This is a genomic window from Halopseudomonas sp. Lyrl_26 (assembly GCF_051948695.1).
GTDB lineage: Bacteria > Pseudomonadota > Gammaproteobacteria > Pseudomonadales > Pseudomonadaceae > Halopseudomonas > Halopseudomonas formosensis.
Genome location: NZ_JAYJLH010000002.1, coordinates 177,038 through 198,590, shown reverse-complemented (window position 1 = coordinate 198,590; position 21,553 = coordinate 177,038). Strand labels below are relative to the sequence as shown.

Annotated in this window: 23 protein-coding genes, 2 tRNA genes and 2 pseudogenes; 10 read left to right on the top strand and 17 right to left on the bottom strand. The window is 63.4% G+C overall.

Translation table 11 applies throughout. From position 1 onward, the window contains the following. Positions 1-165: 165 nt before the first annotated feature. From pcaF to VF673_RS04275, 3 genes are read right to left on the bottom strand one after another with little or no spacing between them, the layout of a single operon-like run. Entirely contained in the window at positions 166-1,368 is a 1,203-nt protein-coding gene (pcaF, locus tag VF673_RS04285) for a 3-oxoadipyl-CoA thiolase (RefSeq protein WP_440291017.1), read from the bottom strand. Between the two features lie 10 nt (positions 1,369-1,378). Next, the gene (locus tag VF673_RS04280) at positions 1,379-2,146 is read right to left on the bottom strand and encodes a CoA-transferase subunit beta (RefSeq protein WP_273125305.1); all 768 of its coding nucleotides are present in this window, start codon (positions 2,144-2,146) and stop codon (positions 1,379-1,381) included. A gap of 7 nt (positions 2,147-2,153) precedes the next feature. Beyond that, a complete protein-coding gene (locus VF673_RS04275; protein ID WP_090538784.1) occupies positions 2,154-2,969 on the bottom strand; it encodes a CoA transferase subunit A in 816 nt (271 codons plus the stop codon). Between the two features lie 133 nt (positions 2,970-3,102). Here VF673_RS04275 and VF673_RS04270 point away from each other — a divergent pair, with 133 nt between their 5' ends. Further along, a complete protein-coding gene (locus VF673_RS04270; RefSeq protein WP_440291016.1) occupies positions 3,103-3,936 on the top strand; it encodes an IclR family transcriptional regulator domain-containing protein in 834 nt (277 codons plus the stop codon). Between the two features lie 9 nt (positions 3,937-3,945). Here the strand turns inward: VF673_RS04270 and VF673_RS04265 are convergent, their stop codons facing one another. From VF673_RS04265 to VF673_RS04255, 3 genes are all read right to left on the bottom strand, one after another. Further along, a complete protein-coding gene (locus VF673_RS04265; protein ID WP_440291015.1) occupies positions 3,946-4,209 on the bottom strand; it encodes a hypothetical protein in 264 nt (87 codons plus the stop codon). Next, positions 4,206-4,481: a hypothetical protein gene (locus tag VF673_RS04260; protein WP_440291014.1), complete on the bottom strand. Its 276-nt coding sequence runs from the start codon at positions 4,479-4,481 to the stop codon at positions 4,206-4,208. Before VF673_RS04260 ends, VF673_RS04265 begins: the two co-directional genes overlap by 4 nt. Positions 4,482-4,705: 224 nt before the next feature. Then, positions 4,706-4,942, bottom strand: coding sequence for a DUF2798 domain-containing protein (locus VF673_RS04255; RefSeq protein ID WP_440291013.1), 237 nt, complete (start codon positions 4,940-4,942; stop codon positions 4,706-4,708). 251 nt (positions 4,943-5,193) lie between these two features. On the opposite strand from VF673_RS04255, the gene nhaA reads away from it, so the two are divergent. Beyond that, a complete protein-coding gene (gene nhaA / locus VF673_RS04250) occupies positions 5,194-6,552 on the top strand; it encodes a Na+/H+ antiporter NhaA (RefSeq protein WP_440291012.1) in 1,359 nt (452 codons plus the stop codon). 193 nt (positions 6,553-6,745) lie between these two features. Next, positions 6,746-7,597: a universal stress protein gene (locus tag VF673_RS04245; RefSeq protein ID WP_440291011.1), complete on the top strand. Its 852-nt coding sequence runs from the start codon at positions 6,746-6,748 to the stop codon at positions 7,595-7,597. Between the two features lie 72 nt (positions 7,598-7,669). Here the strand turns inward: VF673_RS04245 and cynS are convergent. After that, positions 7,670-7,993: pseudogene (gene cynS / locus VF673_RS04240) on the bottom strand (cyanase); the annotation flags it as partial. On the opposite strand from cynS, the pseudogene livG reads away from it, so the two are divergent. Together livG and VF673_RS04230 are read left to right on the top strand one after the other, a co-directional pair. Beyond that, positions 7,987-8,094 (top strand): annotated as a pseudogene (gene livG, locus VF673_RS04235) (high-affinity branched-chain amino acid ABC transporter ATP-binding protein LivG); the annotation flags it as partial. The pseudogenes cynS and livG overlap by 7 nt on opposite strands. Beyond that, the gene (locus VF673_RS04230; protein WP_440291010.1) at positions 8,094-8,795 is read left to right on the top strand and encodes an ABC transporter ATP-binding protein; all 702 of its coding nucleotides are present in this window, start codon (positions 8,094-8,096) and stop codon (positions 8,793-8,795) included. The pseudogene livG and the gene VF673_RS04230, both read left to right, overlap by 1 nt. A gap of 663 nt (positions 8,796-9,458) precedes the next feature. Here VF673_RS04230 and VF673_RS04225 read toward each other — a convergent pair. After that, positions 9,459-9,677, bottom strand: a complete 219-nt coding sequence (locus VF673_RS04225; RefSeq protein WP_440291009.1) for a hypothetical protein — start codon at positions 9,675-9,677, stop codon at positions 9,459-9,461. 175 nt (positions 9,678-9,852) lie between these two features. Between VF673_RS04225 and VF673_RS04220 the strand changes: the two genes are divergently transcribed. Then, positions 9,853-9,928, top strand: a tRNA-Thr gene (locus VF673_RS04220). Positions 9,929-10,359: 431 nt separating this feature from the next. On the opposite strand, the gene VF673_RS04215 is transcribed toward VF673_RS04220, so the two are convergent. The 9 genes from VF673_RS04215 to VF673_RS04175 all read right to left on the bottom strand — a co-directional run bounded on the left by VF673_RS04215 (position 10,360) and on the right by VF673_RS04175 (position 18,508). Next, on the bottom strand, positions 10,360-11,649 hold the full coding sequence (locus VF673_RS04215) for a methyltransferase (protein ID WP_440291008.1): 1,290 nt from the start codon (positions 11,647-11,649) through the stop codon (positions 10,360-10,362). Continuing rightward, positions 11,630-12,307 (bottom strand): ABC transporter permease, encoded by a 678-nt coding sequence (locus tag VF673_RS04210; RefSeq protein ID WP_320330631.1) that lies wholly within the window; start codon positions 12,305-12,307, stop codon positions 11,630-11,632. The genes VF673_RS04215 and VF673_RS04210 overlap by 20 nt, the downstream gene beginning before the upstream one ends. A gap of 20 nt (positions 12,308-12,327) precedes the next feature. Then, positions 12,328-13,020 carry an ABC transporter permease gene (locus VF673_RS04205; RefSeq protein WP_090538791.1) on the bottom strand — a complete coding sequence of 231 codons (693 nt, stop codon included), beginning with the start codon at positions 13,018-13,020 and terminating at the stop codon, positions 12,328-12,330. Positions 13,021-13,071: 51 nt separating this feature from the next. Further along, complete coding sequence (locus tag VF673_RS04200) at positions 13,072-13,824, bottom strand: ABC transporter substrate-binding protein (protein ID WP_273126984.1); 753 nt, start codon at positions 13,822-13,824, stop codon at positions 13,072-13,074. Beyond that, complete coding sequence (locus VF673_RS04195; protein WP_090538793.1) at positions 13,821-14,603, bottom strand: ABC transporter ATP-binding protein; 783 nt, start codon at positions 14,601-14,603, stop codon at positions 13,821-13,823. Before VF673_RS04195 ends, VF673_RS04200 begins: the two co-directional genes overlap by 4 nt. A gap of 195 nt (positions 14,604-14,798) precedes the next feature. Beyond that, a tRNA-Phe gene (locus tag VF673_RS04190) sits at positions 14,799-14,874 on the bottom strand. A gap of 76 nt (positions 14,875-14,950) precedes the next feature. Further along, positions 14,951-15,223: an oxidative damage protection protein gene (locus tag VF673_RS04185; RefSeq protein WP_090538806.1), complete on the bottom strand. Its 273-nt coding sequence runs from the start codon at positions 15,221-15,223 to the stop codon at positions 14,951-14,953. A gap of 49 nt (positions 15,224-15,272) precedes the next feature. Continuing rightward, positions 15,273-16,316, bottom strand: coding sequence for an A/G-specific adenine glycosylase (mutY, locus tag VF673_RS04180; protein ID WP_440291007.1), 1,044 nt, complete (start codon positions 16,314-16,316; stop codon positions 15,273-15,275). Next, a complete protein-coding gene (locus tag VF673_RS04175; RefSeq protein WP_440291006.1) occupies positions 16,313-18,508 on the bottom strand; it encodes an AsmA family protein in 2,196 nt (731 codons plus the stop codon). The genes mutY and VF673_RS04175 overlap by 4 nt, the downstream gene beginning before the upstream one ends. 139 nt (positions 18,509-18,647) lie before the next feature. On the opposite strand from VF673_RS04175, the gene hisB reads away from it, so the two are divergent. From hisB to hisF, 4 genes are all read left to right on the top strand, one after another. Continuing rightward, complete coding sequence (hisB, locus tag VF673_RS04170) at positions 18,648-19,241, top strand: imidazoleglycerol-phosphate dehydratase HisB (RefSeq protein WP_090538809.1); 594 nt, start codon at positions 18,648-18,650, stop codon at positions 19,239-19,241. Then, on the top strand, positions 19,242-19,880 hold the full coding sequence (gene hisH, locus VF673_RS04165) for an imidazole glycerol phosphate synthase subunit HisH (RefSeq protein WP_440291005.1): 639 nt from the start codon (positions 19,242-19,244) through the stop codon (positions 19,878-19,880). It begins immediately after the preceding gene. A gap of 106 nt (positions 19,881-19,986) precedes the next feature. Further along, a complete protein-coding gene (gene hisA, locus VF673_RS04160; protein ID WP_090538811.1) occupies positions 19,987-20,721 on the top strand; it encodes a 1-(5-phosphoribosyl)-5-[(5-phosphoribosylamino)methylideneamino]imidazole-4-carboxamide isomerase in 735 nt (244 codons plus the stop codon). Between the two features lie 19 nt (positions 20,722-20,740). Beyond that, positions 20,741-21,514: an imidazole glycerol phosphate synthase subunit HisF gene (hisF, locus tag VF673_RS04155; RefSeq protein ID WP_440291004.1), complete on the top strand. Its 774-nt coding sequence runs from the start codon at positions 20,741-20,743 to the stop codon at positions 21,512-21,514. Positions 21,515-21,553: the final 39 nt, after the last annotated feature.

Genomic DNA, 21,553 nt, shown 5'->3' with positions numbered 1-21,553 from the left:
GCTTCGCAGCAACAGAGAACCGGTGTAGCGCAGGCGCGCTACACCCCTACGGTCGGGGGTCGGAAGGATCGGTATTTCAATGCCCAGTCCGGGACTGGATGGTTTTTGAATGGGCGTTGGAATGCCGACAACAGAGCGCGCTGTGGGCGCTCTGTGCCGTGAGACTTACACCCGCTCGATGAGCATGGCAATCCCCTGCCCCACACCCACACACATGGTGCAGAGCGCATAACGACCGCCGGTGCGCTGCAGTTGGAATGCTGCGGTCATCAGCAGGCGGGCGCCGGACATGCCCAGGGGGTGGCCCAGGGCGATGGCGCCGCCGTTGGGGTTGACCCGGGGGTCGTCGTCCTTGATACCGAGTTCACGCATGACGGCCAGGCCCTGGGCAGCGAAGGCTTCGTTCAGTTCGATGACGTCGATCTGATCGATGGTCAGCCCCTGCTTGTCCAGCAGCTTGCGTACCGCCGGTACCGGGCCGATGCCCATGATGCGCGGCTCGACGCCAGCGGTGGCCATGCCGAGGATCCTGGCGACCGGCTTGAGGCCGTGTTTCTGCACTGCGTCGGCACTGGCGACCAGCATGGCGGCGGCGCCGTCGTTGACGCCGGAGGCGTTGCCGGCGGTAACGCTGCCGTTTTCACGGAAGGGTGCGGGCAGTGCGGCCAGTTTCTCCAGGGTGGAGGCGCGGGGATGCTCGTCGGTGTCGAAAATCAGCGGCTCCTGCTTGCGACGCGGGATCTCGATGGCGACGATTTCCTCGGCGAAGATGCCGGCGGCCTGAGCCTTGGCAGTCTTTTCCTGGGAACGCAGGGCGAACAGGTCCTGGTCTTCCCGGGAGATGTTGAACTGTTCGGCAACGTTCTCGGCGGTCTCCGGCATGGAGTCGATGCCGTACTGCTTCTTCATCAGCGGGTTGACGAAGCGCCAGCCGATGGTGGTGTCTTCGATCTTCTGCCCGCGGGAGAAGGCGCTGTCGGCCTTGCCCATGACGTAGGGCGCGCGGGACATCGACTCGACGCCACCGGCCAGTACCAGATCCATTTCCCCGGCGCGGATGGCGCGGAAGGCGGTACCGACCGCGTCCATGCCGGAGCCGCACAGGCGGTTCATGGTGGTGCCCGGTACGCTGGTCGGCAGGCCGGCCAACAGTGCGGACATACGCGCGACGTTGCGGTTGTCCTCACCGGCTTGGTTGGCGCAGCCCATGATCACTTCTTCGATGGCTTCGGGGTTGAGTTCCGGCGACTGGGCCAGCACGGCCTCGAATACCCGGGCAGCCAGGTCGTCGGGGCGTACGCTGGCGAGCGTACCGCCGAAGCGTCCGATGGCGGTGCGCTTGGGGTTGCAGATGAATACGTCTGTCATGTCGGTGTCCTCAGTTGCCGGCGTGGTGGGCGGTGGTGCGGGCCTTTAGCTCACGCAGCACGGTCAGCTCCTCGTCGGTCGGCTCGGGTGTGGTTTCCAGCTGCTCGGCGAAGCGGATTTCCCAGCCGGTGGCCTCGATGACCTGCTCGCGGGTCACGCCCGGGTGCAGGGAGGTGACGACCAGCTCTTTGGTTTCCGGGTCCGGCTTGAGGATGCACAGGTCGGTGATGACCACGGTCGGGCCACGGCCGATGTTCGGCACATTGTCCCGGGCCTTGCCATCGCGACCGAAGCCGACGGTGGTGATGAAGTCCACGTCCTTCACGAAGGTGCGCTTGGAGTGCTTGACGGTGATGAACACTTCTTTGGCGTTGGTGGCGATCTCCGGTGCGCCGCCACCGCCGGGCAGACGGACCTTGGGATTGCGGTAGTCACCGATCAGGGTGGTGTTGAGGTTGGCGTAACGGTCGATCTGGGCAGTGCCGAGGAAGCCGACGCTGATGTGACCGCCCTGCAGCCAGTACCGGAACATCTCCGGAACCGACACTGTGGTCAGGGCCGAGGAGCACAGCTCGCCATCACCGATGGACAGCGGCAGTACATCCGGGGCGGTCTGCAGGGTGCCGGATTCGTAGATCAGGGTGATGTCGGGAGCATGGGTCAGGCGCGCCAGGTTGGCTGCCTCGCTGGGCAGGCCGATACCGACGAAGCAGGTCATGTCGTTGGTAAGCGCCCGAGCGGCGGTGATGCTCATCATTTCCGAGGAGGTGAATTCAATAGTCATCTCAGGCAGCTCCTTTCTCGAATACGTTTTCTTGCAGCCAGGCCTGGAACAGCTCGCGATCACGGGCGATGGCGTCCCATTCCTTGTAGAAGGCGTTGTTGCGCTCGTAGTAACCCAGGGCGTAGGACGGTGCAGCGCCCCGCTCGGCGACGGCAATGGCGGTGATGGCCCAGGAGGGAATCACACAGGCGTTAACCGAAGCACCCAGGTCATCGACGATCTCTTCCACGGTGACGATGCTGCGCTTGGCCGCCAGCACGGCTTCCTTCTGCACACCGACGATGCCTTCCACCAGCACGTTGCCCTTGCGGTCGGCGCGCTGGGCGTGGATCACGGTGACATCCGGGCGTACCGAGGGCACGGCGGCCAGGCGCTCACCGGTGAAGGGGCATTCGATGAACTTGATCTGGTCGTTGACCATCGGCAGGTCGCTGCCGATGTAGCCGCGCAGTACCGCCAGCGGCAGACCGGCCGCACCCGCCTCGTAGGCGTTGGCCATGGCGGCGTGGCTGTGCTCGACCAGCTCCAGCGGCTGCGGCCAGCCGGACTGAACGGCATCGCGCATGCGGTGCAGGGAGCCGACACCGGGGTTGCCGCCCCAGGAGAAGATCAGCTTCTTCGCGCAGCCGGCGCCGATCATCTGGTCGTAGACCAGGTCCGGGGTCATGCGGATCAGGGTCAGATCGCGCTTGCCCTGGCGGATGATTTCGTGGCCGGCGGCGAAGGGAATCAGGTGGGTGAAGCCTTCCAGCGCGACGGTGTCGCCATCATTGATGAGGGTCTTCACCGCGTCCTTCAGAGAGAGAAATTCAGCCATCACATGTCTCCTGTAGCGACATCCTCTGTTCGCATTACGAACTTATGTTTTACATGCGAACATCATGACGCATATAATTTGTGCGCGTCAACTCCATCCTTTGGTCGAACGACCAGGGGAACTGATGTTCGCCATGCGAACAGTGGTAGGATTTCCGGGTAACACAGGAGGCAGGACTCTGGACAACAAACTCAAACCCGGTGACCGGGACTATGTGGCGGCTCTGGCTTCGGGGCTGCAGGTGCTCACGGCGTTCGATGCCGAACATTCACGGATGACCCTGACGGAAATGGCCGGCCGCACCGATATGGACAGGGCCAAGGCACGGCGCTTTCTGCTGACGCTCGAATCGCTGGGCTATGTACGGCGAGACGGGCGCTACTTCGAGCTGACCCCTCGCGTGCTGGAGCTCAGTCAGGCCTTCCAGTCATCCAACCAGTACCACACGGTGATTCAGCATTACCTGCGGGACATTACCGAGGAGATCGGCGAGTCTTCCTCGCTGAGCGTGCTGGATGGGATAGAAGTGGTCTATGTGGTGCGTTCGGCGGCGCCGCACCGCCTGATGGCCATTACCCTGTCGGCGGGGACCCGTCTGCCGGCCGCCTATACCTCCATGGGCCGGGTTCTGCTCGCCCAGCTGAGCGACAGCGCGCTGGAAGCACGGCTGCTGCAGATCGAGCCGCAGGCCCACACCCCGCAGTCACTGACCACCCGCGAGGAACTGCGCAAGGCGATTCTGCAGGCCCGCCATCAGGGTTACTGCATCATCGATCAGGAGCTGGATCTGGGACTGCGCTCGGTGGCCGCGCCGGTATTTGCCGGCAACGGGGATCTGCTGGGGGCAGTGAATATCAGCACCAACGCCGCCCGGGTACCGATGGAAGTCCTGGAGCAGGACTACCTGCCGCGCCTGCAGCAGCTGGCTGCCACGGTGCAGAAGACGGTACGTTCAGCGGCCGGCTGAGCCCGCAGCTCAACCGGCAATGCGCTGGTGCAGTTGACGTGACAGGTCGGCCAGCCGCTCGCCCAGCTGGCTGAGCTCCTGCTGGGCATTGAGCAGCTCGCTGCTGGCCTGATGCTGTCGCTGGGTGGCGGCACGCTGCTGGGCACTGAATTCGCGCACATCCACCAGTTGCCCATGGGCCTGATCCAGCGCCTGCTTCTGCGCGGCTATCGACTCGGCCAGTTTGCGGGTCTGCTCCGCAGTGGTCAGCAGCGTGCTACCGGCGCTGGTCACCTGGGTGACGCCGGTTCCGCTTCCTGCATCTGGCTGACACAGTCCTCGATCTGTGAACTGCTCACCGCAGTGTGCTGGTTCAACTCCTGCATCTGGGCGGTGGTGCGCGACAGCTGCTGCTCCTTGAGCTCGACCTGCCGCCCCGACTGCAGCACTTCCTCGACCTCTCGCTCGGCCTCGGCCACCGCCATGTTGCGCTGACGGGCGTTGAACCACTGGGCTATCCACACGGTAATCATGGGCAGCAGGAAGCCGGACCAGGTGTTGATCATTTCTTCCCTGGGGCTCAGCTCGAAGATCGGCAGCGCCGCGCCGCTGCGATCCAGCCAGGATCCTCGGGTGGCCCAGTTTGATCGACAACATCATATTGCTATCAATGAAACTAGCCCTTTACCCGAGGCCAGGCGATAGGGGACAGGCGCCGGAACCCATCGCCCCCGGAGTGACTCACTGGTCTGCTGCAAGCTGCGGTGGAGCCAGCCTGAGTGGCCCCTGCTCAGCGCGGAGTGTCGTCTCGCTTCAGACGCTGGATGGCGCGGGTGATTCGCGGCGCGCCGATCAGGATCAGGGTAAAGGCCACCGGCCAGGCTATGTAGAACGCGCGCCACCAGCGCTGCAGGAAGGCCTGATCCATGCCGGTATTCACCCAGGTAATCACGAAGGTCATGATGCTGACCATGTACAGCGACATCGCCAGTGCTGTCACCAAGGGTATGTATCGAGCTTTGATCACCTGTCATTCTCCTGCAGATACAGCCACGCCAGACCGGCGCCGCAAATCATTAGAGATCACTAATATACAGTAACCCATTATTCCGCGGCCACATTTTGACCCTGACTGCTTAACCGGCTGCTAGTCTCCAGTTAAAAAGCAGGGTGGCCAGCGCTCAAGCGAGCCGTTATATTTGGTGCCAAGGTGTGTCGCCGCATGGTGCGGAAAGGACAGGTTTTTGCGAGGGTCGGGCCGCCCACGCCGGAGACTCCATGATGCCACACCGTCATGCCGGGCAGTCGTTGTCGCGTGCCCAGCTTATTACTCAGCGTGCCTTCGCTACCGTTGAGCGTTTCATGCACATTCAGGCGTCCAGCGGGATTGTTCTGCTGGTGACTGCCGCCATCGCCCTGATCTGGGCCAATTCTCCCTTCGCCTCCTCCTATCACCATCTGTGGCATATTCCGCTGTCCATCGGGCTGGGTGATCTGACCTTCTCCCAACCCCTGCACTTCTGGATCAACGACGTGCTGATGACGGTGTTCTTCCTTGTTGTGGGCATGGAGGTCAAGCGCGAGATACACGAGGGATCGCTGCGTAATCCGCGCCAGGCGCTGCTGCCGATCGCCGCCGCGTTTGGTGGCGTCGTGGTCCCTGCTCTGTTCTATGTGGCACTGAACCCCGGCAGCCCCGGGCTGCAAGGCTGGGCCGTCCCCACCGCCACGGACATTGCCTTCGCCGTGGGCCTGCTGGCCCTGCTGGGCCGTTCGATTCCCAGCTCGGTGCGCATTTTCCTGCTGGCCCTGGCGATCATTGACGACATTGTCGCCATTCTCATCATCGCCCTGTTCTATTCCGAGGGGCTTGATATCACCGGCTTTATGGTGGCAGGCGTAGGCGTTCTGATGGTGCTTGGCCTGCAGCAGATGGGCATAGGCAGCGCCTTTGCCTATGTTCTCCCGGGGATAGTCCTGTGGACCGGCATGCTGATGACCGGTGCTCACCCCACCCTGGCCGGCGTGGTGCTGGGAATGATGACCCCCGTGGTGCCGGTGCGCCTGCGCGAGCGCCCACTGGACATGCTCACCCGCGTCGCGGGGGAGCTGACCGGGCGCAGTTCGAGCAGCACTGGGGATCTGGAGCAGATGAACGCTCACCTGCGCTCCCTGCGTCTGGCCCAGCGGGAAATACTGCCGCCGGTGGTACGCGTGCAGCATGCCCTGCACCCATGGGTGGCGTTTCTGGTAATGCCGGTATTCGCTCTGGCCAACGCCGGCGTTACCCTCGATGGCATTGACCTGTCGGCCAACGGAGCCCATGGAGTAATGCTGGGCGTGATCGCCGGACTGGTCCTGGGCAAGCCCCTGGGTATCGTCGGGATGACCTGGTTGATGGTACGCCTGCGCCTGTGCACCCTGCCAGAAGGCGCCGGCTGGGCCGGCATCTGGGTGGTCGGCCTGTTCGCCGGGGTGGGCTTTACCATGTCGATCTTCATCGGCTTGCTGGCCTTCATCGACCCCAACCTGCTGGGCGCCGCCAAGCTGGGCGTGCTGACGGGCTCAGCAGCTGCCTCAATGCTCGGGCTGGTGGTGGGCTTCGTGCTGATCAAACGTCGTGGCATCACCACGTGACATCCAAGGTGACAGCCGCCCTGGCCTGACGGATATCACCCCAGCATCTATGCTGAACAAGGCGGCACCCCGGTTCCGCCGTTAGGGTGCCAGGGCGAGCGCGGGCTTTATCAGAGCCACGCAGCCGCTCCGGGTGCATGACGCGCCCGGCGCGGCGGACACGCTGATGAGTCACTGACCAGAGGATGATCGCATGACGCACATCATTGCCTGCATTGATGGTTCACCTTCCACCCCCTCGGTCTGCGATCACGCTGCCTGGGCCAGTCAGCAGCTGGGCGCGCCCCTGATCCTGCTGCACGTCCTCGACCGGACCCTGGATCCTCAGAACAGCGATCCGACCGTGGATATCGGCCTGGACGGTCGTGAGCAGCTGATGGAGGAGCTGGCCCGGCTGGATGAAGAGCGTGCCCGCCTGGCCCGGGAACAGGGCCAGCTGACCCTGAAAGCAGCCCGTCAGCGCATCATCGAGGCCGGCTATCAGGAGCCGCAGCTGATGCACCGCCACGGCAGCCTGGTGGAAACCCTGCAGGAGCTGGAGTCAGACATGCGCCTGCTGGTCATGGGCAAGCGCGGCGACGGCAGCCTGCGCCCCAGCCAGGTGATCGGCAGTCATCTGGAAAATGCTATCCGCAGCATGCGCCGCCCGGTGCTGGTGACTCCGTCGGTGTTCCGCATCCCGCGCAGCGTGCTGCTGGCCTACGACGGCAGCTCCACTGCGGAAAAGGGTATCGACATGATCTGCCAGAGCCCCCTGTTGCGAGGCCTGCCCATCCATCTGGTGATGATAGGTGCCGACACCGGAAACCACAGACAGGTGCTGGCCGCAGCCGCTACGCGCCTGGCCGATGCCGGCTACCAGGCCCAGGTGGCCGTGCTTTCCGGCGAGGTCGAGGACGCCCTGCTGGGCTACCAGCAGGAACACCAGCTGGACCTGCTGGCCATGGGCGCCTATGGCCACTCGCGCATCCGCGAGTTCTTTATCGGCAGCACCACGACCACCATGCTGCGCCGTTGCCAGACGGCGCTGTTGATGCTGCGCTGAGTTGCCAGCTCATATCCACGCTGACGCGCGCCGCTCGCTACTGGGGGCAGGCGCCGTATAAGGCGCCCACCATTAATAGCTCTTGTAGGGGAGAAACTTGCCGGACAGCAATACCTTCACCCGGTCCCCCTTCGGATCAGGCTCGCGCTGGATATCCATGGAAAAGTCGATGGCGCTCATGATGCCGTCACCGAACTCCTCGTGAATCAGCTCCTTGATGGTGGTGCCGTACACGCTGACGATTTCGTACCAGCGGTAGATGAGGGGATCGGTGGGCACGGCGGTGGGCAGTGCACCTTTGTAGGACACGATCTGCAACCAGGCCACCGCCTCGTCGGGCAGCTCGAACAGGTCACCCAGCGCCTCGGCCTGGGTCTTGTTGAAGGTCATCTGTCCACGTGGTGGTGATCAACCAGGGTTGCCCCCTGGCTGACGGCACGCCGGAGGAGGTCCGCCGGCACCCCGATGTGATCAAGGCCTACCTGGGGGAAACCTGATGCTGTCGTTCACTGACGTCAACACCTTCTACGGCAAGATCCAGGCGTTGCACGGGGTAAGTCTGGACGTGCAGCAGGGTGAGATTGTGACCCTTATCGGTGCCAATGGCGCCGGCAAGACCACCCTGCTGATGACGCTCTGCGGCGACCCCGCGCCGGCCAGCGGCAGCATCCGCTACCACGGCGAGGAGCTGGTCGGCAGGGAAACCTGCCATATCATGCGCAGGGACATCGCCATAGTGCCGGAGGGGCGCCGGGTTTTCTCCCGCCTGACAGTGGAGGAAAACCTGGCCATGGGTGTCTTCTTCCTGCCACGGGAAGAAGTCCAGCCCCAGCTCAAGGCGACCCTGGAGCTCTTTCCCCGATTGAAGGAGCGCTATCAGCAACGGGCCGGCACCATGTCCGGCGGGGAACAGCAGATGCTGGCGATCGGCCGGGCACTGATGAGCAAACCCCGCATGCTGTTGATGGACGAACCCTCCCTGGGGCTGGCGCCCATCATCATTCAGCAGATCTTCGAGATCATCGAGGAGCTACGTCGTCAGGGGGTGACCATCTTCCTGGTCGAACAGAACGCCAACCAGGCGCTGAAACTGGCCGACCGGGGCTACGTCATGGAGCACGGCCACATCGTCATGCAGGGCAGCGGAGAGGAGCTGCTGGCCGACCCCGAAGTACGCCGCGCCTACCTCGGCGCCTGAACGTGGCCGAGGCGTTATCGCAGGAGCACCACCGAGACCGGGATTCTCCTACATCAAAACCGGGGGTTCCCCTCGAACCGTAGGGAGCACCCGCCTCGGGTGCGAAGGTGTTCTGGCTTGACTCCCTTTTCGCACCGAGGGCGGTGCTCCTACAGCCAAACCGGGGATCCTCCTACATCAAAACCGGGGTTCTCCTCGAACCGTAGGAGCACCCGCCCCGGGTGCGAAGATGCTCTGGCTCGACTCCCTTTTCGCACCGAGGGCGGTGCTCCTACATCTAAATCGGGGTTCTCCCACATCAAAACCGGGATTCTCCTCGAACCGTAGGAGCACCCGCCCCGGGTGCGAAGGTGTCCTGGCTTGACTCCCTTTTCGCACCGAGGGCGGTGCTCCTACAGCCAAATCGGGGTTCTCCCACATCAAAACCGGGGTTCTCCTCGAACCGTAGGAGCACCCGCCCCGGGTGCGAAGGTGCTCTGGCTCGACTCCCTTTTCGCACCGAGGGCGGTGCTCCTACAGCCAAACCGGGGATCCTCCTACATCAAAACCGGGGTTCTCCTCGAACCGTAGGAGCACCCGCCCCGGGGTGCGAAGGTGCTCTGGCTCGACTCCCTTTTCGCACCGAGGGCGGTGCTCCTACATCTAAATCGGGGTTCTCCCACATCAAAACCGGGATTCTCCTCGAACCGTAGGAGCACCCGCCCCGGGTGCGAAAGTGCTCTGGCTCGACACCCTTTTCGCACCGAGGGCGGTGCTCAGACAGCCGGCGGTGACAAACTCCTTCGACAACCCCACCACCTCGGCAACCTGCTGCCATTTAAGGCCCTTGCGCACCTTGCTGGCGATGATCAGACGGGTAACTTCTTCGCGACTTGAAACCATGGTGTGTTCCTCGTTCCGTTGATTGCAGAGTTTTTGCTCGGCAGTGACGAGGCAAGGAGCAGGCCAACGCCTGCCGAACCACACAAGGACAAGGAGTTCCCACCGACGGTGCCGCCGGGCTTTTTTGAGGTCAATGCTTTACAGATCCTGCCCACTCTATATAATGCATTCCCGCGCCGGTATAGCTCAGCTGGTAGAGCAACTGACTTGTAATCAGTAGGTCCCGGGTTCGACTCCTGGTGCCGGCACCATGTAGATCAAGGCTTGCAGAGATGCAGGCCTTTTTCGTTTCTGGGGTGGGTTACGCCGGGGGTTACCTTCTCGGAACCCAACAGCGAACCAAGGCCGTCATCATCGAAAAGCTGGTTTCACGCGAGCTGTGGCGAGGTGGTCACAGACACTTTGATCCTGGTCACCCCAGAGTCCTTTAAGCATCTGCAGTCAAGCATTTCCCTCAAACCCTCACTTGTGAATTACTTCTCCAGCGCTACTTGACATTAAGCTCGTAAGCCATTGTTTCTCCACACTCATTCACAGCGATCATTTTTTGTACGCTTCGCTACAGGCCGCGTTATACGCGGCTCGCGGCAGGTTACCAAGCGCTCATCAACATTGTTATGCACAGCGTTCGGGGATAACTTTGGAAAGCGAAACCCTGTGGATAACTCTGTGTGCAACCGGTTTACAGGGTGGGGGCGAGCTGTGCGTCAGGGAGTTCGGCCAGCAGTAGGAGGTTGCGCGGGGTCAGGGTGGATTCGCAGAACTGGCCCAGACGCACCTGATATCCACACTCCTGCAGGTAAAGCGCCCGGTCGAGCAACAGCCAGATTTCCAGTGGTCGGCGGAACAGCCCAGGTACCAGCTCCAGGTTGCGCACCTCGGCCAGTCGCTGCCAGCCCTGCTGTTCCAGAGCCTGCCAGTCGTCCGGCTCCCGCAGTTGCAGGTCGTGGTGGGCGGCCAGGTCCCGGCAGAAGTGGGCAATCCCCTGGCTCAGGGCGCTCTCCGGACGTGAGGGAGTGGGCAGGTACTGATCCACTCCCCTTACCTGCCTTTGCCAGATATCGAAGGCCAGGCGCCAGGCCATGGACTGGTCGCGCAGGCGACGCACTCGCTGCCCGGCGGTGATGCTCTCCTGCAGGGGCAGCCCGAGATCCTCCCGGCTCAGGCGCAGAACGCTGGCACGGGCACGGGCGGACATCGGCTGGTAGCTGGCACTCTCGATGCGGTTGTAGCAGCAGGGGGACAGCGCCAATTGACGGCAGCCCCGGCGAGCCGCCTGTTCAAGCAGAGTCATGTGCAGTTGCCCACAGGCATGCAGTGCCACAACGCTGTGCTCGGTCTGCAGCTGCGACCAGCTGTCCGGGTTAAGCACATCGGCATCCACATGGCTGCTGCTTACCCCCAGCTGACGCCCCAGCTCTACGCCCTGTCGGTTGAGCTGCGGATCGCGCTCCAGGCAGGTCAGCGGCTTGCCGGTCTGCCATGCCAACAGCCGACCCAGATGCCCCTTGCCGGCACACCAGTCCAGCCAGTGCGTTGCAGGGTGCCCCCAGCCATGACGGACACATGCGGCGAAATGGGTGATCTGCTGCCATTTGCGGCCGGGGATGTGGCGGCTCAGCAGGTCTGCAATCTGCCGCTGTTCTGTCGTCGAGCGGGTGCTCGACAACCGGGCATCGACTGCTGGCTGATAGAGCGGCAATTGGCTCAGTTCGAGGGCGCGCTGGGCCAGCTGGGCGAAGGGCCTTGGTGCACCCTCGAGCAGATGCGGCTGGTTGTGCGCCGCTTCGGCCTGCTCCAGCGTGCGGCTGCGCAGCCAGTTGGCCAGTTCCGGCCAGTCGGCCTCCCAGAGCAGATGCACAGTGGTGAAAGGCCGCGGGCGCCAGAGTGCCTGGTGCTCGAGCAGCCAGGCATCCAGTTCGGCAAAACGGGCAGCGTAGTCGATGCCCGCGTCAACGGGTGCGGCTGGCATCCACTTTCAGCCAGCGCTCGACCAGCTTGAACAGCTGGGTGAACACCAGGGTAATGACCAGATAGATCAGCCCGGCAACCATGAAGAACATCTCATACTGGTAGGTACGCGCGTTCAGGGTGCGCACCACGCCCATGATGTCCAGCAGGGTCACGGTATAGACCACGGCGCTGGCCTTGAGCATGAGGATGACCTCGTTGCCATAGGCCGGCAGACCGATGCGGATGGCCCGGGGCAGGATGATGTGCTGCAGGGCCTGCCGTTTGGACATGCCCAATGCCCGGGCTGCCTCCACCTCACCCGGCGGAACGGCCTGAATGGCGCCGCGCAGGATCTCGGCAATATAGGCCGCGGTATGTAGGGTCATGGTGATCAGGGCGCACCAGTAGGGTTCGCGCAGGTACGGCCAGAGGGAGCTGTCGCGCACTACCTGGAACTGGGACAATCCGTAGTACACCAGAAACAGCTGCAGCAGCAGCGGCGTGCCGCGGAAGAAGAAAATGTAGCTGTACGGCAGCGCACGGATGTACCAGTGCCGAGAAGCCCGTGCCAGACCCAGGGGGATGGCGAAGAACAGTCCCACCACCACGGCGATGCCCACCAGCTCGAGCGTCAGCAGCGTACCCTCCCAGAGCATGGGCGCCCACTGCACTATCATTGCCCAACGTTCTGCCCAGGTCACAGTTCGGTCCTCGCATAGCCGCGGTTGGCACGGTGCTCGAACCAGTGCAGCGCCGCCATGATGATGACGGTCAGACCCAGGTAGATCAGTGCCGCCATGAAGTAGAAGGTGAAGGGTTCCTTGGTGGCGTTGGCCGCCACCTGGGCCTTGCGCATGACCTCCTCGAGGGAGATCAGCGATACCAGCGCAGTATCCTTGAGCATGATCAGGTACAGATTGCCCAGCCCCGGCAGGGCAACCCGCCACAGCTGCGGCAGGGTGATGCGCCAGAAGATGCGCAGCCGCGACATGCCCAGTGCCAGACCGGCCTCACGCTGGCCCGGATGCAGGGACAGCAGGGCACCGCGGAAGACTTCGGTGGCGTAGGCACCGAAACACAGCCCCAGGGCGATGGTGCCGGCCGCGAAGGGGCTGAGGGTCAGATAGGGGTTGCCGAAGTGGCTGCCGAGCCAGTTCATCAGCGAGGTGGTGCCGTAGTAGGCCATCAGTACCCAGAGGGTCTCCGGCACACCGCGTACCACCGAGGTATAGAAGCCGCCGACACCGCGCAGGGCGCGGTTGCCGGAAACCTTGGCGCTGGCACCGAGCAGGCCAAGCAGCAGCCCGAGAGCCACCGAGGCCAGCGACAGGCGTATGGTCATCCAGGTCCCTTCCAGGAGGGCTGGACCGAATCCGTGTAAGTCAGGCATGTGTGTCAGGTCTGATAAGCGGAACCGGGCCCCGCAGGGCCCGGCCTTCCATCAGCGGATGCTGAAGGGGAAGTACTTGGCGTTGATCTCGTCGTAGGTACCGTCTTCGATGATCTCGGCCAGGGCCTTGTTCAGGCGCTCGCGCAGCGGATCACCCTTGCGCACGGCGATACCGATCTGGTCGTCGTCGAATACCGGCTCACCCTTGAACTCGAAGTTGGCACCGGCGTCGCTCTGCAGCCATTCGTACTGCACGAAGACGTCAGCCAGCACGCCGTCGATACGGCCGGAGGCCATGTCCAGATAGGCGTTTTCCTGGGTGTCGTAGAGGCGGATGGTCACCACGTCACCGAGGTTCTCTTCCAGCCACTGACCGGCGATGGTCGCCCGCTGCGCGCCAATGGTCTTGCCCTTGAGGTAGTCATTGTCCACCTTGAAGTCGCTGTTCTTGGGCGCCACGAACTGCAGCTTGTTGGTGTAATAGGGGTCGGTGAAGTCCACCGCACGCTTGCGCTCCTCGGTGATCGACATGGAGGCCACCAGGAAGTCGAAGCGACGGGTATTGAGTGCCGGGATGATGCCGTCCCAGTCGGAGGTCACCACACTGCACTCGGCGCCCATCTTCTCGCACAGGGCGTGGGCGATATCCAGATCGAAGCCGACCGCCTTGCCGGTGTTGTCGATCTCGTTGAAGGGAGGATAGGCGCCTTCGGTGCCGATACGCAGCTTGTCGGCTGCCACTGCCTGGCCACCCAGGAATACAGCGGCCAGGGCCGCCAGAAGAACTGCCTTGTAGCTTTTCATCGATACTGCTCCTTCTTATGGCTGGACATGAACTGCCTGCAGCGCTCGGAGGTGGGATTGTCGAATACCTGCTCCGGAGTGCCGATCTCTTCCACCTGTCCCTGATGCAGGAACACCACCTGACTGGACACCTGACGGGCAAAGCCCATCTCGTGGGTAACCAACAGCATAGTACGTCCTTCTTCGGCCAGGGCCCGGATAACCATGAGCACCTCATTGACCATTTCCGGGTCCAGTGCCGAGGTCGGCTCGTCGAACAGTATGACCTGGGGCTTCATCGCCAGGGTGCGGGCGATGGCTGCACGCTGTTGCTGGCCGCCGGAGAGCTGGGCCGGATAGGCATGGCGCTTGTCGGCGATGCCGACCTTCTCCAGGAACACCTCGGCGGCGGCGATGGCGTCGGCCTTGGACTGGCCCAGCACGCGCCGCGGCGCTTCGATGATGTTCTCCAGGATGGTCATGTGCGGCCACAGGTTGAAGCTCTGGAACACGAACCCCACCCGCGCCCGCAGGCGATTGATCTGGGCATGGTCGGCGGCCACCAGGGAGCCGTCGCGACTGGGCTTGAGCTTGAGCTCCTCGCCGGCGACCAGTATCTGGCCCTGATGGGGGTTTTCCAGCAGGTTGATGCAGCGCAACAGGGTGCTTTTCCCGGAACCGGACGAGCCGAGGATGGAAATGACGTCGCCATCCCGGGCCAGCAGGTCGACGCCCTTGAGAACCTCAAGATCGCCATAGCGCTTGTGCAGGTTGCGCACTTCGAGAGCAGGGGGTGTCACGTAAAGTTATCCAATCTGAAGCAATGCCGCAAAGCTAGCACAGGTGGGGGATATGACCAATAAGTCGTTTCGCTGGACCGACAGGCTACGACACCGATACAGACCCGGCCAACCTGGGCAGATCTGCCGACGCGGCCTGGACGGACCGAGATGACACAAAAAAGCCCGCTGGCAAAACCAGCGGGCTTGGAATAATGGTGCCCAGGGACGGAATCGAACCGCCGACACGGGGATTTTCAATCCCCTGCTCTACCGACTGAGCTACCTGGGCAACGGGGCGCTATTAAACGATTCGAGACTCGACATGTCAAGCATGGCCGGCAGATATTTTTACTTTTTTCAGCCGCTTAGGCTGAGGGCGGTACATAGCCGTCGGCCTTGGCGTAATCTTCGCCGGCCAGGAACTTGTCCATTTCCGCCTGGATGAACTTGCGATCCTCGGGATCCATCATGTTCAGACGGCGTTCGTTGATCAGCATGGTCTGGTGCGCCTGCCATTCTTCCCAGGCCTTTTTCGAGACTTCGTTGAAAATCTTCTCGCCCTTGGGGCCCGGGTAAGGCGGGCGCTCGAGGCCGGGCAGCTCCTGCTGGTACTTGCGACAAAACACGGTGCGCGACATGGAAACTCTCCTCTTGACGGACTGGCTCGGGGACGGCCTCAGGCGGTGCTCAGACCAGCTGCTCGACCTGACTGAGCAGCTTGCTGACCGGCGCGGCCAGTCCCAGGCGGTCGGGTTGGCGCAGGTTATACCAGACCTGCCCCGGTTCGGCCACGCCGGGCGCGGGTGCTACCCGTACCAGCAGTGGCTGTATGTCCAGATGAAAATGGCTGAAGGTGTGCCGCAGCGGCTGCAGGGCCTGCTGCTGCTCGACGCGCCAGCCGAGGCCGGACAGAAGATCTTCCAGCTCGCCGTGATCATTCAGCTGGGGCGGGCACCAGAGCCCACCCCAGAGGCCGGAATCAGGCCGCCGCTGCAGCCAGATCTCGCCGTTGGGATTGACCAGCAGCGGCATCACGCACTCGCGCACCGGTAATGCCTTGCGCGGTTTCGAGTGCGGATAGGCGGCAGGCTGCCCCAGACGTCGCGCCTCGCAGCCGGCCTGCACCGGGCACAGCAGACAGGAGGGCTTGCTGCGGGTACACAAAGTGGCGCCCAGATCCATCATCGCCTGGGTGTAATGGTTGAAGCGCTGCTGCGGGGTATAGCGCTCGGCAATCTGCCAGAGGCGGTCATGTACCGCCTTCTCCCCCGGCCAGCCCTCCACCGCATGGTAGCGGGCCAGTACCCGTTTGACGTTACCATCCAGGATAGGCGCGCGCAGGCCCATGCTCAGGCTGGCGATGGCGCCGGCAGTGGAACGGCCGATGCCGGGCAGCGCCTGCAGCCCCTCGACGCTGGCGGGGAATTCCCCGCCATGCTCGCTGACCACTATCTGCGCGGTGCGGTGCAGGTTGCGGGCGCGGCTGTAGTAGCCCAGCCCGGTCCACAGGTGCAGCACCTCGTCAGGCGCCGCGACTGCCAGGGCATGCACATCCGGCAGGGTCTGCATGAAGCGCTGGTAATAGGGGATCACTGTCGCTACCTGCGTCTGCTGCAACATGATCTCCGACACCCACACCCGGTAGGGCGTCATGTCGTGCTGCCAGGGCAGATCCTTGCGCCCGAACTGGTCGTACCAGGCCAGTACCGCCCGGGAAAAGTCTTCGCTCACCGGTTGAACAACCCTCTGATGGCATCACGCACCGCCGGTGCCTGCTCGCCGAGTTTCTCTTCGAGCTTTTCCTCGACCTTGTCGCCGATCTTGCGTTCGGCCTCGTTGCGCAGCAGCTGACCGGCAATCCGGGTCACGCCCTGGGTATCGACCCCGCAGCTCTTGGCCGCGTTATGCAGATAGCCTTCGCAGCGCAGCGGCCATTCCACACCGACGTAACGCTGGTTGATGCGGCAGGCCGGGTCGGGCATCTCGCGCTGATCACCCTCCAGCACCAGCGCCACGCCGTAGTCCAGGCGCTGCTCGGGCAGATGGATGTCACCGTTGCCCTTGGCGGTGATACCCGGCAGCGACGCCACCAGATCACGGCTCTGCACGGTTCCATTGACGATGCGGAAGCTGCCGGTCAGCTTGTTGAACGGTGTGTTCTCGGCGCCGAAGTCGCTGGTCAGCGCCTCCCGGTTGGCCAGGGCGATGGCCTGGCAGAGCCGCTGCTCGAGATTCACGCCCAGCAGGGCGCCGTCGCTTACATCGAAGCTCAGGTTGCCGTTGAGCTCATCGATCCAGCTGCGCATGCTGTTGCCCCGGGTGCGCAGGTCCATCTCCAGATTCAGACGCCCGCGTACCTGCTCGGGCATCTCGTAGGCACGCTGCAGCGCCTGTGAATCCATACCGCTCAGCTTGCCCTTGAGGGTCAGCGGTGCCGGCAACTGGCCGGCGCCCAGGGTGCCGGTGGCGCTGAACTGACCGCCGAAAACGCCCCCTTCGAAGCGGCGCAGGCGGATATTGCCGTCTGCCGCTTCCAGAGTGAGTGTGAAGGGGCTGATGCTCTGGCCGGTCAGCTGCACCTGCTGCAGGTCCAGACTGCCGTGGACATTCAGCCCGGCCAGAGTCTCCAGCGGCAGCAGCGGTTCGTTACTCCAGGGCTCGGGCTTCGCGGTGGAGCTGCTGCCGCCCTGCGCCGGTGCCGAGCTGGCACTGTCAGCGGTCTGCTCGGTGGGCGGCAGGTAGTGATCGATGTTCAGCCTGTCGCCGCTCAGCTCGAAGCGCAGCGCCTGCTTGGACAGATCTTCCAGGCCCAGCCGGCCACGCAGTTCAGTCCCGTCCAGCTGGAGCCTGAGATCGTTCAGCATCAGGCTGTTGGCGCTCCCCTCCAGATCCGCACTCAGCGCAATTCGACTCAGGGCCGCCGCATGGGCCATGTCCGGCAGCTCCTGACCGAGATCGTGGAGCAGCGTACGGGCATCGAACTGGGCGATGTCGATACTGCCGACCAGCGCCGGCTCGCTGTCCAGTCCGGTAAGAGACAACTCACCGGTGGCACGCAGATCCGCCAGGGCCATGCGCAACTGGCGCAGCTGGGCGGTCTGTTCGGCCAGATCCACCAGCGCATCACCCTGCAGGCGCATCCCGGTCGCCCGGCCATTGAACAGGTCACCGCTGGCGTCGACCTTCAGGTCGAAACCGTCGAGCTGGTAAAGCTGGTCGGCCAGACTGAAGCTGGCAACGGTTTTCAGATCGATACGTGCACGGGTCGCCGGTTGATCGGTGAGCAGCAGGCCGAGAAATTCCACATCGAAGGGCTGCTGGTCGATCAGCGCCCCGGTTCGCAGATTGACCTCCTCCAGCAGCAGGTGCTGATTGGCCTGACGATCGGTGTATTCGATACGGGCATTGGTGATGCGCACGCTCTGCACTGAGACCTGCAGCTGGCCATGGCGCTCGGCTTCGGCCTCGGCGCTGGCCCGGCCCTGCTCGACTGCCTCGGCGCCCTCACCTTCGGCCTGCGCCTGGGGGCCTACTGTCGACCAGTTGGCTACACCCTTTTCATCCACCAGCAGATTGAGCCGGACGCTGTCGAGAATGACGTCACTCATGCGCAGCTCGCGACGCAGCAGCGGCAGCACCTCGACGCCGAGACCGACGCTGCCCACATCCGCCAGCGGCTGCTCGGGCTGGCCGACCGGCGCAATGCCTACCTGCTTGAGTTCGATGCCCAGCCAGGGAAACAGCGACCAGCCGATGTCGCCGCCCAGGGTCAGCTCGATGTTGGCCTGTTCCCGCGCCGCCTGCTGGATCTGTTCCTTGTAGTCGTTGGGGTCGAACAGGCGGGTAAGGAAGAACAGCACCCCGACCGCCAGGATGACAAGGGCGAGCAGTGCCAGCCCGATGATTCCGGCCAGTTTCTTCATGGTCACTCCCAGATTCTGCGAATGGGTACAGGGTAAAGCTTGTCGGGTCGCCACGCCACCGCCTGCCCTCTCTATAGCCCCGGACCGCGGGGTACACGTATAATGCCCGCCCCTGATGAAATATTTGCGGAGAATCGCCATGATGGAGCGCAAGGCAAGTGTCGAGCGCAACACCTCGGAAACCCAGATCAAGGTGGAGATCAACCTGGACGGTACCGGCCAGGCCCGCTTCGATATCGGTGTTCCCTTCCTTGAGCACATGCTGGATCAGGTAGCCCGGCACGGCCTGATCGACATGCACATCGAATGTCGCGGCGACCTGCACATCGACGATCACCACACCGTGGAAGACGTCGGCATCACCCTGGGTCAGGCCTTTGCCAAGGCCGTCGGGGACAAGAAGGGTATCCGTCGCTACGGCCACTCCTATGTGCCCATGGACGAAGCCCTGTCCCGCGTGGCGCTGGACTTCTCCGGCCGCCCCGGCTTGCAGATGCACGTACCCTTTACCCGTGCGGTAGTGGGGCGCTTTGACGTGGACCTGTTCCAGGAGTTCTTCCAGGGGTTCGTCAATCACGCCCTGGTGACCCTGCACATCGACAACCTGCGCGGGCAGAACACCCACCACCAGATCGAAACCGTGTTCAAGGCCTTCGGCCGGGCACTGCGCATGGCGCTGGAGATAGATCCGCGCATGGGCGACCGTATTCCCTCGACCAAAGGTTCGCTGTAAATGGGGTCAGTTGCCGTCATTGATTACGGTATGGGCAACCTACATTCGGTTGCCAAGGCGCTGGAACACGCCGGCGCCAGACAGGTGCTGGTCACCAGTTCGCCGGAGCAGATCCTGGATGCCGACCGCGTGGTGCTGCCGGGTGTGGGCGCCATCCGCGACTGCATCAGCGAACTGCGCCGGCTCAGTCTGGACCAGGTGGTCCGTCAGCTGGTGGACGAGAAGCCGCTGCTGGGCATCTGCGTCGGCATGCAGATGCTGCTGGAGCACAGTGAAGAGAACGGTGGTGTGGATGGCCTGGGGCTGTTTCCCGGTGGCGTGCACTTCTTCGGAGAAGACCTGCAGGAGCAGGGTCAGCGTCTGAAGGTGCCGCACATGGGCTGGAACCAGGTCACCCAGACCATCGACCACCCGCTCTGGCACCGCATCGAGCAGAACGCCCGCTTCTACTTCGTGCACAGCTATTACGCCCGTCCGGGCAAGGCGACGCAGATGGCCGGACGCTGCCACTACGGCGTGGACTTTGCTGCGGCACTGGCCCAGGACAATGTATTCGCCACCCAGTTTCACCCGGAGAAGAGCCATACCAACGGCCTGCAGTTGCTGCAGAACTTCCTGGCCTGGGATGGCCGCTGGTAAGCGGCAGGCTATCAGCTGCAAGCGATAAGCTGGCCGTGCGTTTTATTAGTTTGAAGCTTGCAGCGTGACGCTTGCAGCTTCCCTACACTGAATCAGGAAGGTTGCGATGCTTATTATCCCGGCAATTGATCTCAAGGACGGCGCTTGCGTACGCCTGCGCCAGGGCCTGATGGACGATGCTACGGTTTTCTCCGATGACCCTGTGGCCATGGCCGCCAAGTGGGTCGAAGCCGGTTGCCGGCGCCTGCACCTGGTCGATCTGAACGGCGCCTTCGAGGGCAAGCCGGTCAATGGTGAAGTGGTCACCGCCATCGCCCGGCGCTATCCGGACCTGCCGATCCAGATCGGCGGCGGCATCCGCAGCCTGGAAACCATCGAGCACTATGTGCGCGCCGGGGTCAGCTACGTGATCATCGGCACCAAGGCGGTGAAGGAGCCGGAATTTGTCGGCGAAGCCTGCCGCGCCTTCCCCGGCAAGGTGATTGTCGGCCTTGACGCCAAGGATGGCTTTGTCGCCACCGACGGCTGGGCCGAGGTCAGCGAACTGCAGGTGGTCGATCTGGCCAGGCGCTTCGAGGCCGACGGCGTGTCCGCGATCGTCTACACCGACATCGCCAAGGACGGCATGATGCAGGGCTGCAACGTGGAAGCCACGGCGGCACTGGCCAATGCCACCCGCATCCCGGTGATTGCCTCGGGCGGCATCCACAATCTGGGCGACATCCAGCAGCTGCTCGACGCCCGCGCCCCCGGCATCATCGGCGCCATCACCGGCCGCGCCATCTACGAAGGTACCCTGGATGTCGCCGAGGCCCAGGCCCTGTGCGACGCCCACCAATAGATTCCAGCGGAGACCTGACATGAGCCTGGCCAAACGCATCATTCCCTGCCTGGACGTGGAAAACGGCCGGGTGGTCAAGGGCGTGAAGTTCGAGAACATCCGTGACGCCGGCGATCCGGTGGAGATCGCCCGCCGCTACAACGAGCAGGGTGCCGACGAGATCACCTTCCTCGACATCACCGCCACCCATGAAGGCCGCGATACCACCCTGCATACCGTCGAGCGCATGGCCAGCGAGGTGTTCATCCCGCTGACTGTCGGCGGTGGCGTGCGCACCGTGCAGGATATCCGCAACCTGCTCAACGCCGGGGCCGACAAGGTATCCATCAACTCTGCCGCGGTATTCAACCCGGACTTCGTCGGCGAAGCCGCCGACCGCTTCGGCTCCCAGTGCATTGTCGTGGCCATTGATGCCAAGCGCGTCTCCGGTCCCGGTGAGTCGGACCGCTGGGAGATCTTCACCCACGGCGGGCGCAAGCCCACCGGACTGGATGCGGTGGAATGGGCGAAGAAGATGGAAGCCCTGGGCGCCGGCGAGATTCTGCTGACCAGCATGGATCAGGATGGAGTGAAGAGCGGCTACGACCTGGGCGTCACCCGGGCCATCAGCGACGCGGTGGGCGTGCCGGTGATCGCCTCCGGAGGCGTCGGCAACCTGCAGCATCTGGCTGACGGCATCCTGCTGGGCGGCGCCGATGCGGTACTGGCCGCCAGCATCTTCCACTTCGGTGAGTACAGCATTCCCCAGGCCAAGGCCTTCCTCGCCGAACAGGGCATCGAAGTCAGGCTCTGAGCGCCCTGCCTGCGGCTTCGCCTGCTCTCCGGGCGAAGC